This window comes from Streptomyces lavendofoliae, from assembly GCF_014649735.1.
Taxonomy (GTDB): Bacteria; Actinomycetota; Actinomycetes; order Streptomycetales; family Streptomycetaceae; genus Streptomyces; species Streptomyces lavendofoliae.
In genome coordinates this window covers 611,611-625,996 of record NZ_BMTP01000001.1, presented here as the reverse complement: position 1 = coordinate 625,996, position 14,386 = coordinate 611,611, and the positions used below count along the sequence as shown (strand labels likewise).

Genomic DNA, 14,386 nt, shown 5'->3' with positions numbered 1-14,386 from the left:
TCGCGTTCCCCTCGGCGCTCTCCTCGGGGCTCCTGTCGGGGTTCCCCTCGGCGTTCCGTCCGGTGTCCCGCCTGGTGCCTCGTACGCACAGCCACACCTCCACCCCGAACTCCCCGAGCCACGGACGTGCCTTTCCGTTCCGTACCAGTCTGCCGTGGTTCCGGTGACTCTTCGACTCGGGAGCGCTGCTCAGCGTGCACGGGTGCGGACGACGAAGGCCGCGCACCACTCCCCCGGAGCGGTGCGCGGCCTTCGGGCGCGGGTGGGCTCAGGCGCCCATGATGTGCACGCCGCCGTCGACGTGGACGATCTCGCCGGTGGTCTTCGGGAAGAAGTCCGACAGCAGCGCGACGATGCCGCGGCCGGCCGGCTCCGGGTCCGCCATGTCCCACTCGAGCGGGGAGCGCTCGTCCCACACCTTCGCCAGGTCGGTGAAGCCGGGGATGGACTTGGCGGCCATCGAGCCGAGCGGGCCCGCGGAGATCAGGTTGCAGCGCACGTTCCGCTTGCCGAGGTCGCGCGCCAGGTAGCGGCTGGTGGCCTCCAGCGCCGCCTTGGCCGGGCCCATCCAGTCGTACTGCGGCCACGCGAACTGCGCGTCGAAGGTCAGGCCGACGACCGAGCCGCCGTTCTGCATCAGCGGCAGGCAGGCCATCGTCAGGGACTTCAGCGAGAACGCCGAGACGTGCATCGCGGTCGCCACCGACTCGAACGGCGTGTTGAGGAAGTTGCCGCCGAGCGCGTCCTGCGGGGCGAAGCCGATGGAGTGGACGACGCCGTCCAGGCCGCCCAGCTCCTCGCGGACCAGGCCCTCGAGGCGGGCCAGGTGCTCGTCGTTGGTGACGTCGAGCTCGATGACCTTGGCCGGCTCGGGGAGCTTCCTGGCGATGCGCTCGGTCAGGGTGGGCCGCGGGAAGGCGGTCAGGATGATTTCGGCGCCCTGCTCCTGGGCCACCTTGGCGGCGTGGAAGGCGATGGAGGACTCCATCAGCACCCCCGTGATGAGGATGCGCTTGCCGTCGAGGATTCCGCTCATGTGATCAGTGACCCATGCCCAATCCGCCGTCAACCGGGATGACGGCTCCAGTGATGTACGAGGCGTCGTCGGACGCGAGGAACCGCACCGCGGCGGCGATCTCGTCGGGCTGCGCGTAGCGGCCGAGCGGCACCTGGGCGACGATGCCCGCCCGCTGCTCCTCGGTCAGCACCTTGGTCATGTCGGTGTCGACGAAACCGGGTGCGACGACATTGAACGTGATGTTGCGCGAGCCGAGCTCGCGGGCGAGGGAGCGGGCGAAGCCGACCAGCCCGGCCTTCGAGGCGGCGTAGTTCGCCTGGCCCGCCGAACCCAGCAGGCCGACCACGGAGGAGATCAGGACGACCCGGCCCTTCTTGGCGCGCAGCATGCCGCGGTTGGCGCGCTTGACGACCCGGAAGGTGCCGGTGAGGTTGGTGTCGAGGACGGACGTGAAGTCCTCCTCGGACATCCGCATCAGCAACTGGTCCTTGGTGACACCGGCGTTGGCCACCAGCACCTCCACCGGACCGTGCTTCTCCTCGATCTCCTTGTAGGCCTGCTCCACCTGCTCGGCGTCGGTGATGTCGCACCGGACGGCGAGGAAGCCCTCCCCGGCGAGCTCCGCCGGGTCGCCCGAGCGGTACGTGATCGCGACCTTGTCGCCGGCGTCGGCGAAAGCGCGGGCGATGGCGAGGCCGATGCCCCGGTTACCTCCGGTGACGAGAACCGAGCGGCTCAACGGATCACCCTTTCCATAGCGGTGTGGTACCTCGGAAACCTATCGGTCCGGCCCCCGCTACGGAGAATCGACCCCTGACAGTGGCGTACGGGTGTCACTGTCGGGTCCCTACAGAAAGGGCCCGCCGAAAGCACTGGGCACGGGGCGGCCCGGCGCGACATGATCGGGACGACCGGTCTCATACGACAGGAGACATTCGTGCCTCATTCCATCGACGAAGCCTTCACGGCACTGCCGCTGCGGGCGCTCGCCGACGCGGCGCTCGCGCGGGCCAGGGCCCTCGGCGCCGACCACGCGGACTTCCGCTTCGAGCGTGTGCGCAGCGCCTCGTGGCGGCTGCGGGACGCCAAGCCCGCCGGGTCCTCGGACACCACCGACCTCGGGTACGCGGTACGGGTGGTGCACGGCGGGGCCTGGGGGTTCGCCTCCGGCGTCGACCTGACCATGGACGCGGCCGCCAAGGTGGCGTCGCAGGCCGTGGCCATGGCGAAGCTGTCGGCGCAGGTGATCGCGGCGGCGGGGTCGGACGAGCGCGTGGAGCTGGCCGACGAGCCGGTGCACGCGGACCGGACGTGGGTGTCCTCGTACGAGATCGACCCGTTCGCGGTGCCGGACGCCGAGAAGAGCGGGCTGCTGGCGGACTGGAGCGCGCGGCTGCTGCGCGCCGACGGCGTGGCGCACGTGGACGCCTCGCTGCTGACCGTGCACGAGAACAAGTTCTACGCGGACACCGCGGGGACCGTCACCACCCAGCAGCGCGTACGGCTGCACCCGCAGCTCACGGCGGTCGCGGTGGACGGGACCACCGGCGAGTTCGACTCGATGCGGACGATCGCGCCGCCGGTCGGGCGGGGCTGGGAGTACCTGACGGGCACCGGCTGGGACTGGGACTCCGAGCTGGAGCGGATCCCGGAGCTGCTGGCCGAGAAGATGCGGGCGCCGAGCGTGGAGGCGGGCCGGTACGACCTGGTCGTCGACCCGTCGAACCTGTGGCTGACGATCCACGAGTCGATCGGGCACGCCACGGAACTGGACCGGGCGCTCGGTTACGAGGCGGCGTACGCGGGGACGTCGTTCGCCACCTTCGACCAGCTGGGGAAGCTGGCGTACGGCTCACCGATCATGAACGTGACCGGCGACCGGACCGCCGAGCACGGGCTGGCCACGATCGGGTACGACGACGAGGGCGTCGAGGCGCAGAGCTGGGATTTGGTGAAGGACGGCACCCTGGTCGGCTACCAGCTGGACCGGCGGATCGCGAGGCTGACGGGCCTGGGCCGGTCCAACGGCTGCGCGTACGCGGACTCGCCGGGGCACGTGCCGGTGCAGCGCATGGCGAACGTGTCGCTCCGGCCGGACCCGGGCGGGCTGTCCACCGAGGACCTGATCGGCGGCGTGGAGCGCGGCATCTACGTGGTCGGCGACCGGTCCTGGTCGATCGACATGCAGCGGTACAACTTCCAGTTCACCGGGCAGCGGTTCTTCCGCATCGAGAACGGGCGGCTGGCCGGTCAGCTCCGCGACGTCGCGTACCAGGCGACGACGACGGACTTCTGGGGCTCCATGGAGAAGGTCGGCGGCCCGCAGACCTATGTGCTGGGCGGCGCCTTCAACTGCGGCAAGGCCCAGCCGGGCCAGGTCGCGGCGGTCTCGCACGGCTGCCCCTCGGCCCTGTTCCGGGGCGTGAACATCCTTAACACCGCGCAGGAGGGTGGCCGATGAGCCCCGCAGCCAAGCCGTACGAGATCGTCGAGCGGGCGCTGGAGCTGTCCCGCGCCGACGGGTGCGTCGTCATCGCGGACGAGCACTCGTCCGCCAACCTCCGCTGGGCGGGCAACGCCCTGACCACCAACGGGGTCACCCGCGGCCGGACCCTCACGGTCGTCGCCACCGTCGACGGGGCGGAGGGCACCGCGTCCGGCGTGGTGTCCCGGTCGGCGGTCACCGCCGCGGAGCTGGAGCCGCTGGTACGGGCGGCCGAGGCCGCCGCGCGCGCCGCCGGCCCGGCGGAGGACGCCCAGCCGCTGGTGACCGGGGGCGAGGCGTCGCCCGGCTTCACGGACGCGCCCGCCGAGACGTCCTCGGCGGTGTTCGCGGACTTCGCGCCCGCGCTGGGCGAGGCGTTCTCCCGGGCCCGCGCGGGCGGCCGGGAGCTGTACGGGTTCGCGAACCACGAGCTGACCTCGACGTACCTGGGCACGTCGACCGGGCTGCGGCTGCGCCACGACCAGCCGTCGGGGACGCTGGAGCTGAACGCCAAGTCGCCGGACCGGACGCGCTCGGCGTGGACGGGGCACTCGACGCGGGACTTCAAGGACGTCGACCCGACGGCGCTGGACGCGGAGCTGGCGCAGCGCCTGGGCTGGGCCGAGCGTCGCGTCGAGCTGCCCGCGGGGCGGTACGAGACGCTGCTGCCGCCCACCGCCGTGGCGGACCTGCTGATCTACCAGATGTGGTCGTCGGCCGCCCGCGACGCCGCCGAGGGCCGCACCGTCTTCTCCAAGCCGGGGGGCGGCACCCGGATCGGTGAGACGCTCACGCCGCTGCCGCTGACCCTGCGCAGCGACCCGAACGAGCCGGGGCTGGAGTCGGCGCCCTTCGTGATCGCGCACGCCTCGGGCGACGACTCGTCGGTCTTCGACAACGGGCTGCCGCTGGCGCCGACCGAGTGGGTGCGGGACGGCCGGCTGGAGCACCTGGTGACCACGCGGCACAGTGCCGGGCTGACCCGGCTGCCCGTCACGCCGGGGATCGGCAATCTGGTCCTGGACGGCGGTGGCGAGCGGACGCTGGAGGAGATGGTCGCCGCCACGGAGCGCGGGCTGCTGCTGACCTGCCTGTGGTACATCCGCGAGGTCGACCCGGCGACGCTGCTGCTGACCGGGCTGACCCGGGACGGTGTGTACCTGGTCGAGAACGGCGAGGTCGTCGGCGAGGTGAACAACTTCCGGTTCAACGAGTCGCCGGTGGACCTGCTGTCCCGGGCCACCGAGGCCGGCCGGACGGAGCGGACGCTGCCGCGCGAGTGGAGCGACTGGTTCACCCGGGCCGCGATGCCGCCGGTGCGGGTGCCCGACTTCAACATGAGTTCGGTCAGCCAGGGCGTGTGACCCCCATAGACTGGCGGGGAACACCGCACCTGTTCGACCCCATTTCGCTCAAGGAGAGACGTCACCGTGACGGACATCGTCGACGAACTGCAGTGGCGGGGGCTCATCGCCCTCTCCACTGACGAGGACGCACTGCGCAAGGCGTTCGCGGACGGTCCCGTCACGTTCTATTGCGGCTTCGACCCGACGGCGCCCAGCCTGCACCTGGGCAATCTGGTCCAGATCCTCACCATGCGCCGGATCCAGCAGGCGGGCCACCGGCCGCTGGGCCTGGTCGGCGGGGCCACGGGCCTGATCGGCGACCCGAAGCCGAACGCGGAGCGCACTCTGAACGCGCCGGAGGTCGTCGCGGGCTGGGTGGAGCGCCTGCGGGCGCAGATCGAGCGGTTCCTCGACTTCGAGGGTCCGTACGCCGCGACCATGGTGAACAACCTGGACTGGACGTCGGGGCTGTCGGCGATCGACTTCCTGCGGGACGTCGGCAAGTACTTCCGCGTCAACAAGATGATCGCCAAGGAGGCGGTCTCGCGGCGGCTGAACTCCGACGCCGGCATCAGCTACACCGAGTTCAGCTACCAGATCCTCCAGGGGATGGACTTCCTGGAGCTGTACCGGCGCCACGGCTGCGTCCTGCAGACCGGCGGCAGCGACCAGTGGGGCAACCTCACGGCGGGCACCGACCTGATCCACCGGGTCGAGCCGGACGCCGCGGTGCACGCCCTGGCGACGCCGCTGATCACGAAGGCCGACGGCACCAAGTTCGGCAAGACCGAGTCGGGCACCGTCTGGCTGGACGCCGAGCGGACCACGCCGTACGCGTTCTACCAGTTCTGGCTGAACGCGGACGACCGGGACGTGTCGAAGTTCCTGCGCATCTTCAGCTTCCTGTCCCGCGAGGAGATCGAGGAGCTGGAGCGGCTGACCGAGGAGCGTCCGCAGGCGCGTGCCGCCCAGCGCGCGCTCGCGGAGGAGCTGACGACGCTGGTGCACGGCGCCGAGCAGTGCGCCGCGGTGATCGCCGCATCGAAGGCGCTGTTCGGGCAGGGAGAGCTGGCGGAGCTGGACGAGGCGACGCTGGCGGCGGCCCTCGCGGAGCTGCCGCACGCCCGGGTGACCGGGCCCGGCGCGGTGACCGACCTCTTCGCGGAGGTGGGCCTGGCGCCGAGCAAGTCGGCGGCCCGCCGCACCATCAAGGAGGGCGGCGCGTACGTCAACAACGTGAAGGTGACCGCCGAGGACGCCGAGGTCACCGCCGACGAGCTGTTGCACGGGCGCTGGCTGGTGCTGCGGCGCGGCAAGAAGAACCTGGCGGCGATCGAGGTCGCCGCGGGCTGACGCACCGCGTCACCGCGCCGGGGTCGCGCCCCGGCGACGGGGTGCGCCCCGGGTGCGTGGAGCACCCGGGGCGCCACCGCGCGCGTCCGTCAGGCTCGCTGTCTCCTGCCGCGCATCGACATGTAGAGCATGTCGCCGAGGCCGACGATGACGACCGCGGCCACGACCTGGAGGGCGTGCCTGCCCCAGTCGATGCCCGGGGTCGCCTCGATGCCGAATGCCCTGGCGAGGGCGTTGCCGACGATGGCGCCGATGATGCCGAAGATGGTGGTCAGCCACAGCGGACTGTGCTGTTTGCCCGGCAGGATCGCCTTCGCCAGCAGGCCCAGCACGAATCCGACGATAATCGCCCACAACCAGCCCATGGCTGCCTCCTCGGTGCGGATTGACGTGAGCAGTCCCGACAAGTCTCGGCCGGACCGGCATACGGCGCATGTCGGGCGACTCCATTCGGGGGACGCCGCCGGCGGGATGCCCGTCGGCGGCCGACCTCCCGGCGGCCCCGGTCTCGTACCACCGGGAGGGCGGGCGTACGGTGGTAGACAGGCCGGTCCGGGGAGTGTCCGGCGCGAGTGCGGCGGGTGGTGGAACGCGATGCGGAAGCGCGGGAGCGACGAGGTCTTCCGGATCACCGGCGCCCGTCAGGGACTGGCGGACGACGTGCGCGGCCGGCAGCGGCGATACGTCATCTCGATGTCGGTGCGGACCGTCGCGGTGATCGCGGCCGCGTCCCTGTGGAACGTCCAGCGGCAGGTGGCGATCGTCGCGCTGGTCCTGGGGGCGGTGCTGCCGTACGTCGCGGTGGTGATCGCCAACGCGGGCCGCGAGACCGCGCCGCCGCCGCCACGGAGCTACGTCCCGCCGCCGGCCGAGCGCCCGGTGCTGGCGCCGGGGCGCTCCTCGGACGAGACCGGCGGACGCCCGGGGGCGACCGGAACCGGTCCGGCGGCCGACCCCCCTGCGGAACCGGAACCCATGGCGGAACCGGCCGCGGAGGATCGCGAGCCGGACCGGGATACCCGGCAGGAACGCCAGTACGAGCAGAGCTGAGCCGTCACCGGTCCGCCGGCGGTCCACCACCGGCCCGGCGCCGGCGCGCCACTGACCTGCCACCGGCCCGCGCAGCTCAAGAAAAGCTCAGATCAATCATGTGGTTTCCGTGCACTCCACCCCGGTCCCCGTGACATACTTCGTAGGCGCTCCGCATCCCCCGTCGGAGCGACGGACCGACGCCGGGCAGCTCCCCCCGTGGCTGCCCGGCGTCGCCTTTGTCCGGGTAGTTCGGGCCTGTGTTGGGACGTGTTGTGAGCGACGAGACCACCCCCATCTGTTCCGCCAAGGGCTGCCGTGCGCCGGCGGTGTGGGTGCTGGCGTGGAACAACCCCAAGCTGCACACCCCCGAGCGTCGCAAGACCTGGCTGGCCTGCGACGATCACCGCGAGCACCTGTCCCGGTTCCTGGGTGTACGGGACTTCCTCAAGGACGTGGTCACGCTGGCCGAGTGGGAGTCCCGCCCCTCCGGGGAGTGACCGGAGCCGGCCGGCGGGTCAGCCGCCGATCGCCGACATCGGGCGCTCCGGCTGGAGGAAGCTCGGGTCGTCCAGCCCGGAGCCGGCCTTCTTCCCCCACATCGCGAGCCGCCATATGCGGGCGACCTCCTCGTCCGGCGCGTCCGACCGCAGGGCCGCCCGCAGGTCCGTCTCCTCCCGGGCGAACAGGCAGGTGCGCACCTGGCCGTCGGCCGTGAGCCGGGTCCGGTCGCAGGCCCGGCAGAACGGGCGGGTGACGGAGGCGATGACCCCCACCCGGTGCGGACCACCGTCGACGATCCAGCGCTCGGCGGGTGCCGAGCCGCGCGCCTCGTCGGGCTCGGGGTCGAGGGTGAAGCGGGTGCGGAGCGACTCCAGGATGTCACCGGCGGTGATCATGCCGTCGCGCTTCCAGCCGTGCTGGGCGTCCAGCGGCATCTGCTCGATGAAGCGCAGCTCGTAGTCGTTCTCCACGGCCCAGGCGAGGAGGTCGGGGGCCTCGTCGTCGTTGAGGCCCGGCATCAGGACGGTGTTGACCTTGACCGGGGTCAAGCCGGCGTCCCGGGCGGCCTGGAGGCCCTCCAGCACGTCCTTGTGACGGTCGCGGCGGGTCAGGGTCTTGAACACCTCGGGCCGCAGGGTGTCGAGGGAAACGTTGACCCGGTCCAGGCCGGCGGCCTTCAGGGCGGTCGCCGTCCGCCGCAGACCGATGCCGTTGGTGGTCAGCGACATCCGCGGGCGGGGCTCCAGGGCCGCGCAGCGCTCGACGATGCCCACCAGGCCGGGGCGCAGGAGGGGCTCGCCGCCGGTGAAGCGGACCTCCTTGACGCCGAGGTCGGTGACGGCGATGCCGATGAGCCGGACTATCTCGTCGTCCGTGAGGAGGTCGGGCTTGGCGAGCCACTGCAGGCCCTCTTCGGGCATGCAGTAGGTGCACCGCAGATTGCACCGGTCGGTGAGCGAGACGCGCAGGTCGGTGGCCACTCGGCCGTATGTGTCGATGAGCACGGTGGGCGCCCTCCCCCGGTTACCAGGTTGCGTATACCAAGGAGCGTACGTGACCCCGCCGACAACGACACGGGCCATTGTCCACAGGAGCGGACGGGCCGCGTCGTAGGGATCTACGACGATCCCCACGGCGCGGCCCGTCCGGTCGCACAGGGTGTGCGGGTCAGTGCGCTCCGACGCCGGTGAGGGACTTGACCTCCAGCTCGGCGTACTTGCCGCGGTCCGGCTCCTCCTTGGACAGCAGGGAGCCGAGCCAGCCGAGCAGGAAGCCCAGCGGGATGGAGATGAGGCCCGGGTTCTCCAGCGGGAACCAGGCGAAGTCGGCGTCCGGGAACATGGAGCTGGGCTTGCCCGAGACGACCGGGGAGAACAGCACGAGCACCACGGAGGCGGTCAGGCCGCCGTAGATGGACCACAGGGCGCCCTGGGTGGTGAACCGCTTCCAGAACAGGCTGTAGAGGATCGTCGGCAGGTTCGCCGACGCGGCGACCGCGAAGGCGAGGGCGACGAGGCCGGCCACGTTCAGGTCGCGGGCCATCGCCCCGAGCGCGATGGAGACGATGCCGATGAGGACCGTCGCCCAGCGGGCGGCGCGTACCTCCTCCTTCTCGGTGGCCCGGCCCCGGCGGATCACGTTCGCGTAGATGTCGTGCGCGAAGGACGAGGACGAGGCGAGGGTGAGTCCGGCGACGACGGCGAGGATGGTGGCGAAGGCGACCGCGGAGATCACCGCGAGCAGGATCGCGCCGCCGGTGGAGCCGCCACCGCCGCCGATCTCCAGCGCGGCCAGCGGCGCCGCGGTGTTGCCCGCCTTGTTGGAGGCGATGATGTCGGCGGGCTTGAGCAGGGCGGCGGCGCCGAAGCCCAGCACGATGGTCATCAGGTAGAAGGCGCCGATGATGCCGATGGCCCAGTTGACGGACTTGCGGGCGGCCTTGGCCGTCGGGACCGTGTAGAAGCGGATCAGGATGTGCGGCAGGCCGGCGGTGCCGAGCACCAGCGCGATGCCGAGCGAGATGAAGTCGAGCTTCGAGGTGCCGGTGGCGCCGTACTTGAGGCCCGGTTCGAGGAAGGCCGAGCCCTTGCCGCTGTTGGCGGCGGCGGTGCCGAGCAGGTCGGAGAGGTTGAAGCCGAACTTCAGCAGGATCAGGAAGGTGATGAGCAGGGTGCCGGCGATGAGCAGGACGGCCTTGACCATCTGCACCCAGGTGGTGCCCTTCATGCCGCCGATCGTCACGTACACGATCATCAGAACGCCGACGAGGGCGACGATCGCGACCTTGCCGCCGTCCGAGGTGATGCCGAGCAGCAGCGAGACGAGGACGCCCGCGCCGGCCATCTGGGCGAGCAGGTAGAAGATCGAGACGACGATGGTGGAGGTGCCGGCGGCGGTGCGGACGGGGCGCTGGCGCATCCGGTAGGCGAGGACGTCGCCCATGGTGTACCGGCCGGAGTTGCGCAGCGGCTCGGCGACCAGGAGCAGCGCGACCAGCCAGGCGACCAGGAAGCCGATGGAGTAGAGGAAGCCGTCGTAGCCGAAGAGGGCGATAGCGCCCGCGATGCCCAGGAACGACGCCGCGGACATGTAGTCGCCGGAGATGGCCAGCCCGTTCTGGAAGCCGGTGAACTGGCGGCCGCCCGCGTAGAAGTCGGAGGCGTTCCTGGTCTGGCGGCCGGCCCAGACGGTGATGCAGAGGGTGGCGACGACGAAGAGGCCGAAGAGGGTGATGATCAGCGGCCGGTGCTCCGAGGCGTCGGACGCGGCGGCCAGCAGGGCGGTTCCGGTGGCGGTGCTGCTGCTCATGCGTCGGCCTCCATGCCGGACTCCATGCGGGACTTGATGAGCTCGGCCTTGGGGTCGAGCTTCCCGGCGGCGTGCCGGGAGTAGAACCAGGCGATGAGGAAGGTGGTCAGGAACTGGCCGAGGCCGAGGACCAGCGCGACGTTGACGTTGCCGAAGAGCCTGGTGCCCATGAAGCCGCCCGCGTAGTTGGACAGCAGGACGTACAGCAGGTACCAGGCGATGAAGGCGATGGTCAGGGGGAAGGCGAAGGAGCGGTGGGCACGGCGCAGTTCGCCGAATTCCGCGCTCTGCTGCACCTCGACGAACGACTCTGTCGTGGGCTGGGCGGGACTGGTGTCCGTACCGCCCTCGGGCGGCGGTGCATCGGTGACCACGGGAACTCCTCGCGACGCTGGTGCGCTGGGCATGGACAAGAACCTCAGGGTGGGGGCCGGTACTCGCTCGTGCTCTCCCCTGTCAACGGCACGGAGGCCACGGCGACGCGGTTCACCTGGGACCTTTTTCTTCCCCGAAGTCATTGATGGGCCGGGATGATCGGCGATAGCTTCGCTCGTCATGCACCCGTCCACACGCAACCGGTGTGTGGACGGATCTCAGGATGATGTGGAGAACCCATGGCTCATCTGCGATCCGGACGCGCGCGAATACTCGCGCTGCCCGCCGGCCTGGCGCTCACGGCCTCGCTCGGCCTGCTTCCGGCCGCCGCCTCGGCCGCCCCGCTGGACGAGGCCCCGGCCGCCGGGTCCGCCGCCGTCGTGACGGACGGCCCGAAGATGTCCTACGTCGTGAACGTGAAGGGCGGTCACTCCACCGCCAAGGCGGTGAAGAAGGCGATCGCCGCGGCGGGCGGCACCGTCGTGATCTCGTACGACCAGATCGGCGTCATCGTCGTCCACTCGCAGAACCCGGACTTCGCCCGGACGATCCGCGGGGTGCGGGGGGTGAAGTCGGCGGGGGCCACCAGGACCGCGCCGCTCGCCGCCCAGTCCACCACCGACATCGGCGCGGAGCAGCCGCTGTCCGCCGCCGAGGCGCGGGCGGCGGCCGACCGGGCGGACGCCGGCCAGGACCCGTTCGAGCCCCTGCAGTGGGACCTGCCCGCCATCAAGGCGGACAAGGCCCACGAGAAGTCCCTCGGCAGCAAGAAGGTCACCGTGGCCGTCCTGGACACGGGTGTCGACGACACCCACCCGGACCTGGCCCCCAACTTCGACCGCGCGGCGTCCGCGAACTGCGTGACGGGCGCCCCGGACACCACCGACGGCTCCTGGCGGCCGGGCCCCACGGAGAGCGACCACGGCACGCACGTGGCCGGCACCATCGCCGCCGCGAAGAACGGCGTCGGGGTCACCGGTGTGGCGCCGGGCGTGAAGGTCTCCGGCATCAAGGTGTCCAACCCGGACGGGTTCTTCTACACCGAGTCCGTGGTCTGCGGTTTCGTCTGGGCGGCCGAACACGGAGTCGAGGTGACGAACAACAGCTACTACGTGGACCCGTGGCTGTACACCTGCAAGAACGACCTCGACCAGGGTGCCCTGGTGGAGGCGCTGCAGCGGGCCACGCGGTACGCGGAGCGCAAGGGCGCGGTCAACGTCGCGGCGGCCGGCAACGCCCGCACGGACCTGGCGGCCGACGAGATCGTCGACAAGACCAGCCCGAACGACACCACCCCGGTGGAGCGGGTCGTCGACCCCGAGGTGTGCCCGGACGTACCCACCATGCTGGACGGTGTGGTGACGGTCTCCGCCACGGGCGCGAAGGGCCTGAAGTCCTCGTACTCGAACTACGGCCTCGGAGTGGTGGACATCGCCGCCCCGGGCGGTGACTCGACGGCGTTCCAGCCGCCGGAGGCCCCGGCCACCAACGGGCTGATCCTGTCGACGCTGCCGGGCGGCAAGTACGGCTACAAGGCCGGTACGTCGATGGCGTCTCCGCACGTGGCCGGTGTGGCCGCGCTGATCAAGTCGACGCGCCCGCACGCGTCGCCCGCCGAGGTCAAGGCGCTGCTGTACAAGCAGGCCGACGACACCGCGTGCACCGACCCGTACGACATCAACGGCGACGGCACGGTCGACGCGGTGTGCGAGGGCGGCAAGCGCGACAACGGCTTCTACGGCAAGGGCCTGACCGACGCCCTGGACGCGGTCCGGCGCTGACGGTCCGCCACCGGCCCGGCACCGCCTTGGTGCCGGGCCGGTGGTGACCGGCCGGGTGCATCAAGTCCGGGCGCATCCGGTCCGGGCGCATCCGGTCCGGGTGCACCCGGACCGGCATTGATGGCCCCGGGCGCGGTGTGGTTCGCCGTGTCCGGGGCCGTCGTCGTCGCGGGGTCTTCACGAGCCTGGCACTGAGTGCCATAGTGCCGGTATGAACAGTGACTTTTCCGCCGGTACATCCGCCGCGTGGGCGGCACTCGGTGCCGATCCGGCGCTGCTGGAGCGGGTCTCCTACGGCGGCTCCTCGGGCGGTCTGCCCGCGCGGCTGCCCGTCATGGAGCTGGCGCGCGCGACCGTCGCGGTCTGCTCCCTCGCCGCCGCCGAGCTGGCCGCCGTCCGCTCCGGACGCCCGGTGCCGGCGGTGCGCGTCGACGACGGGGCGGTCGCCACGGCGTTCCTCAGCGACCGGCTGGTCCGGGTCGACGGGCGGGCGTGGACGGCGTTCGCACCGCTGTCGCGGTTCTGGCGGGCGGCGGACGGATGGGTCCGCACGCACGCCAACTACCCGCACCACCGCGAGCGGCTCCTCCTCGCGCTGGGGCTGCCGGACGGCGCCGGGGCGGACGCGGTCGCGGGGGCGATCGCCGAGCGGCGCGCCGAGGAGGTGGAGGACGCCGTGTACGCGGCGGGCGGTCTGGCCGTCGCGGTGCGCGAGGTGGCGCGGTGGGCGGCGCACGAGCAGGGCGCCCTGGTGCCCACCCGGCCGCTGCTGACGCTGGAGCGCCTGGACGGCACCCGGGAGGCGGTACCCCCGCGCGCGTGGAGCACGGCCACCGGTACGCCGCTCCTGCCGTGCGCCGGGCTGCGCGTGCTCGACCTCACGCGGGTGCTGGCGGGGCCGGTCGCCACGCGGACGCTGGCGCTGCTGGGCGCGGACGTCCTGCGGATCGACGCGCCGCACCTTCCCGAGAGCCAGGAGGCGCACAACGACACCGGGATGGGCAAGCGTTCGACGACCCTGGACCTGGAGCGCGGCGCGGACCACCGCGTGTTCGAGGATCTCCTCGCGGACGCCGACGTGGTGGTCACCGGCTACCGGCCGGGCGCGCTGGACCGGTTCGGGCTCTCCGCCGAGGCGCTGGCCGAGCGCCGCCCCGGCCTGGTCGTCGCCCAGTTGTCCGCGTGGGGCCGGTACGGGCCGTGGCGGGGGCGGCGCGGCTTCGACAGCCTGGTCCAGGCGGCGACGGGCATCTCCCTGCTGGAGGGCTCCGACGGCGAGCCGGGCGCACTGCCCGCCCAGGCCCTCGACCACGGCACCGGCTATCTGCTGGCCGCCGCCGTGCTGCGGGCGCTGAGCGAGCGGTACGGCCCGGACGGCGGCGGGACCCGCCTCGCCCGGCTCGCCCTGACGCAGACCGCGCACTGGCTGGTGCACGGCCTGGCGAGCACCCCGGAGCGGGGCGGCGGCCCCGACCCGGAGCGCTGGACGACCACCACGGACAGCCCCATGGGCCGGCTGCTCCACGCGCTGCCCCCGGTGTCGTACGAAGGGGGCCCCGCCGACTGGGCGCGCCCGCCGGGCCTGTGGGGCACCGACGCCGCCCGGTGGGCCACGGCCTGAACCGGGCGGCTCCGCGCCGCACCGGACGGCTCCCCGGCCGGACCGGACGGCTTCGGCCTGAAGGGC

13 protein-coding genes are annotated in these 14,386 nt (G+C 72.0%); 7 read left to right on the top strand and 6 right to left on the bottom strand.

What is annotated here, in order from left to right; all coding sequences use genetic code 11:
- Positions 1 to 268: 268 nt before the first annotated feature.
- Together fabI and fabG are read right to left on the bottom strand one after the other, a co-directional pair.
- On the bottom strand, positions 269 to 1,036 hold the full coding sequence (gene fabI, locus IE109_RS02795) for an enoyl-ACP reductase FabI (RefSeq protein WP_189548782.1): 768 nt from the start codon (positions 1,034 to 1,036) through the stop codon (positions 269 to 271).
- A 4-nt stretch (positions 1,037 to 1,040) separates the two neighbouring features.
- Positions 1,041 to 1,757, bottom strand: a complete 717-nt coding sequence (gene fabG, locus IE109_RS02790) for a 3-oxoacyl-[acyl-carrier-protein] reductase (protein WP_189548781.1) — start codon at positions 1,755 to 1,757, stop codon at positions 1,041 to 1,043.
- 198 nt (positions 1,758 to 1,955) lie between these two features.
- On the opposite strand from fabG, the gene IE109_RS02785 reads away from it, so the two are divergent.
- The 3 genes from IE109_RS02785 to tyrS all read left to right on the top strand — a co-directional run bounded on the left by IE109_RS02785 (position 1,956) and on the right by tyrS (position 6,202).
- On the top strand, positions 1,956 to 3,479 hold the full coding sequence (locus tag IE109_RS02785) for a TldD/PmbA family protein (protein WP_189548780.1): 1,524 nt from the start codon (positions 1,956 to 1,958) through the stop codon (positions 3,477 to 3,479).
- The gene (locus IE109_RS02780) at positions 3,476 to 4,867 is read left to right on the top strand and encodes a metallopeptidase TldD-related protein (protein ID WP_189548779.1); all 1,392 of its coding nucleotides are present in this window, start codon (positions 3,476 to 3,478) and stop codon (positions 4,865 to 4,867) included. The genes IE109_RS02785 and IE109_RS02780 overlap by 4 nt, the downstream gene beginning before the upstream one ends.
- A gap of 66 nt (positions 4,868 to 4,933) precedes the next feature.
- Complete coding sequence (gene tyrS, locus IE109_RS02775) at positions 4,934 to 6,202, top strand: tyrosine--tRNA ligase (RefSeq protein ID WP_189548778.1); 1,269 nt, start codon at positions 4,934 to 4,936, stop codon at positions 6,200 to 6,202.
- Between the two features lie 89 nt (positions 6,203 to 6,291).
- On the opposite strand, the gene IE109_RS02770 is transcribed toward tyrS, so the two are convergent.
- Positions 6,292 to 6,567, bottom strand: coding sequence for a GlsB/YeaQ/YmgE family stress response membrane protein (locus tag IE109_RS02770; RefSeq protein WP_189548777.1), 276 nt, complete (start codon positions 6,565 to 6,567; stop codon positions 6,292 to 6,294).
- Positions 6,568 to 6,796: 229 nt separating this feature from the next.
- On the opposite strand from IE109_RS02770, the gene IE109_RS02765 reads away from it, so the two are divergent.
- Positions 6,797 to 7,252: a DUF3099 domain-containing protein gene (locus IE109_RS02765; protein ID WP_189548776.1), complete on the top strand. Its 456-nt coding sequence runs from the start codon at positions 6,797 to 6,799 to the stop codon at positions 7,250 to 7,252.
- 254 nt (positions 7,253 to 7,506) lie between these two features.
- Complete coding sequence (locus tag IE109_RS02760) at positions 7,507 to 7,731, top strand: hypothetical protein (protein WP_189548775.1); 225 nt, start codon at positions 7,507 to 7,509, stop codon at positions 7,729 to 7,731.
- 18 nt (positions 7,732 to 7,749) lie between these two features.
- Here the strand turns inward: IE109_RS02760 and moaA are convergent, their stop codons facing one another.
- The 3 genes from moaA to IE109_RS02745 all read right to left on the bottom strand — a co-directional run bounded on the left by moaA (position 7,750) and on the right by IE109_RS02745 (position 10,917).
- Positions 7,750 to 8,739 (bottom strand): GTP 3',8-cyclase MoaA, encoded by a 990-nt coding sequence (moaA, locus tag IE109_RS02755; RefSeq protein WP_189548774.1) that lies wholly within the window; start codon positions 8,737 to 8,739, stop codon positions 7,750 to 7,752.
- 163 nt (positions 8,740 to 8,902) lie between these two features.
- Positions 8,903 to 10,543 (bottom strand): monocarboxylic acid transporter, encoded by a 1,641-nt coding sequence (locus IE109_RS02750; protein WP_189548773.1) that lies wholly within the window; start codon positions 10,541 to 10,543, stop codon positions 8,903 to 8,905.
- Complete coding sequence (locus tag IE109_RS02745; RefSeq protein ID WP_189548772.1) at positions 10,540 to 10,917, bottom strand: DUF485 domain-containing protein; 378 nt, start codon at positions 10,915 to 10,917, stop codon at positions 10,540 to 10,542. The genes IE109_RS02750 and IE109_RS02745 overlap by 4 nt, the downstream gene beginning before the upstream one ends.
- Before the next feature lie 240 nt (positions 10,918 to 11,157).
- On the opposite strand from IE109_RS02745, the gene IE109_RS02740 reads away from it, so the two are divergent.
- Positions 11,158 to 12,699 carry a S8 family peptidase gene (locus tag IE109_RS02740; RefSeq protein WP_189548771.1) on the top strand — a complete coding sequence of 514 codons (1,542 nt, stop codon included), beginning with the start codon at positions 11,158 to 11,160 and terminating at the stop codon, positions 12,697 to 12,699.
- Between the two features lie 211 nt (positions 12,700 to 12,910).
- Positions 12,911 to 14,320 carry a CoA transferase gene (locus IE109_RS02735; RefSeq protein WP_189548770.1) on the top strand — a complete coding sequence of 470 codons (1,410 nt, stop codon included), beginning with the start codon at positions 12,911 to 12,913 and terminating at the stop codon, positions 14,318 to 14,320.
- Positions 14,321 to 14,386: the final 66 nt, after the last annotated feature.

Bases quoted from the DNA above. Each gene is read 5' to 3' on its own strand.
- fabI (WP_189548782.1), bottom strand. From the start codon at position 1,036: ATGAGCGGAATCCTCGACGGCAAGCGCATCCTCATCACGGGGGTGCTG.
- IE109_RS02780 (WP_189548779.1), top strand. From the start codon at position 3,476: ATGAGCCCCGCAGCCAAGCCGTACGAGATCGTCGAGCGGGCGCTGGAG.
- IE109_RS02770 (WP_189548777.1), bottom strand. From the start codon at position 6,567: ATGGGCTGGTTGTGGGCGATTATCGTCGGATTCGTGCTGGGCCTGCTG.
- IE109_RS02765 (WP_189548776.1), top strand. From the start codon at position 6,797: ATGCGGAAGCGCGGGAGCGACGAGGTCTTCCGGATCACCGGCGCCCGT.
- IE109_RS02750 (WP_189548773.1), bottom strand. From the start codon at position 10,543: ATGAGCAGCAGCACCGCCACCGGAACCGCCCTGCTGGCCGCCGCGTCC.
- IE109_RS02740 (WP_189548771.1), top strand. From the start codon at position 11,158: ATGGCTCATCTGCGATCCGGACGCGCGCGAATACTCGCGCTGCCCGCC.
- IE109_RS02735 (WP_189548770.1), top strand. From the start codon at position 12,911: ATGAACAGTGACTTTTCCGCCGGTACATCCGCCGCGTGGGCGGCACTC.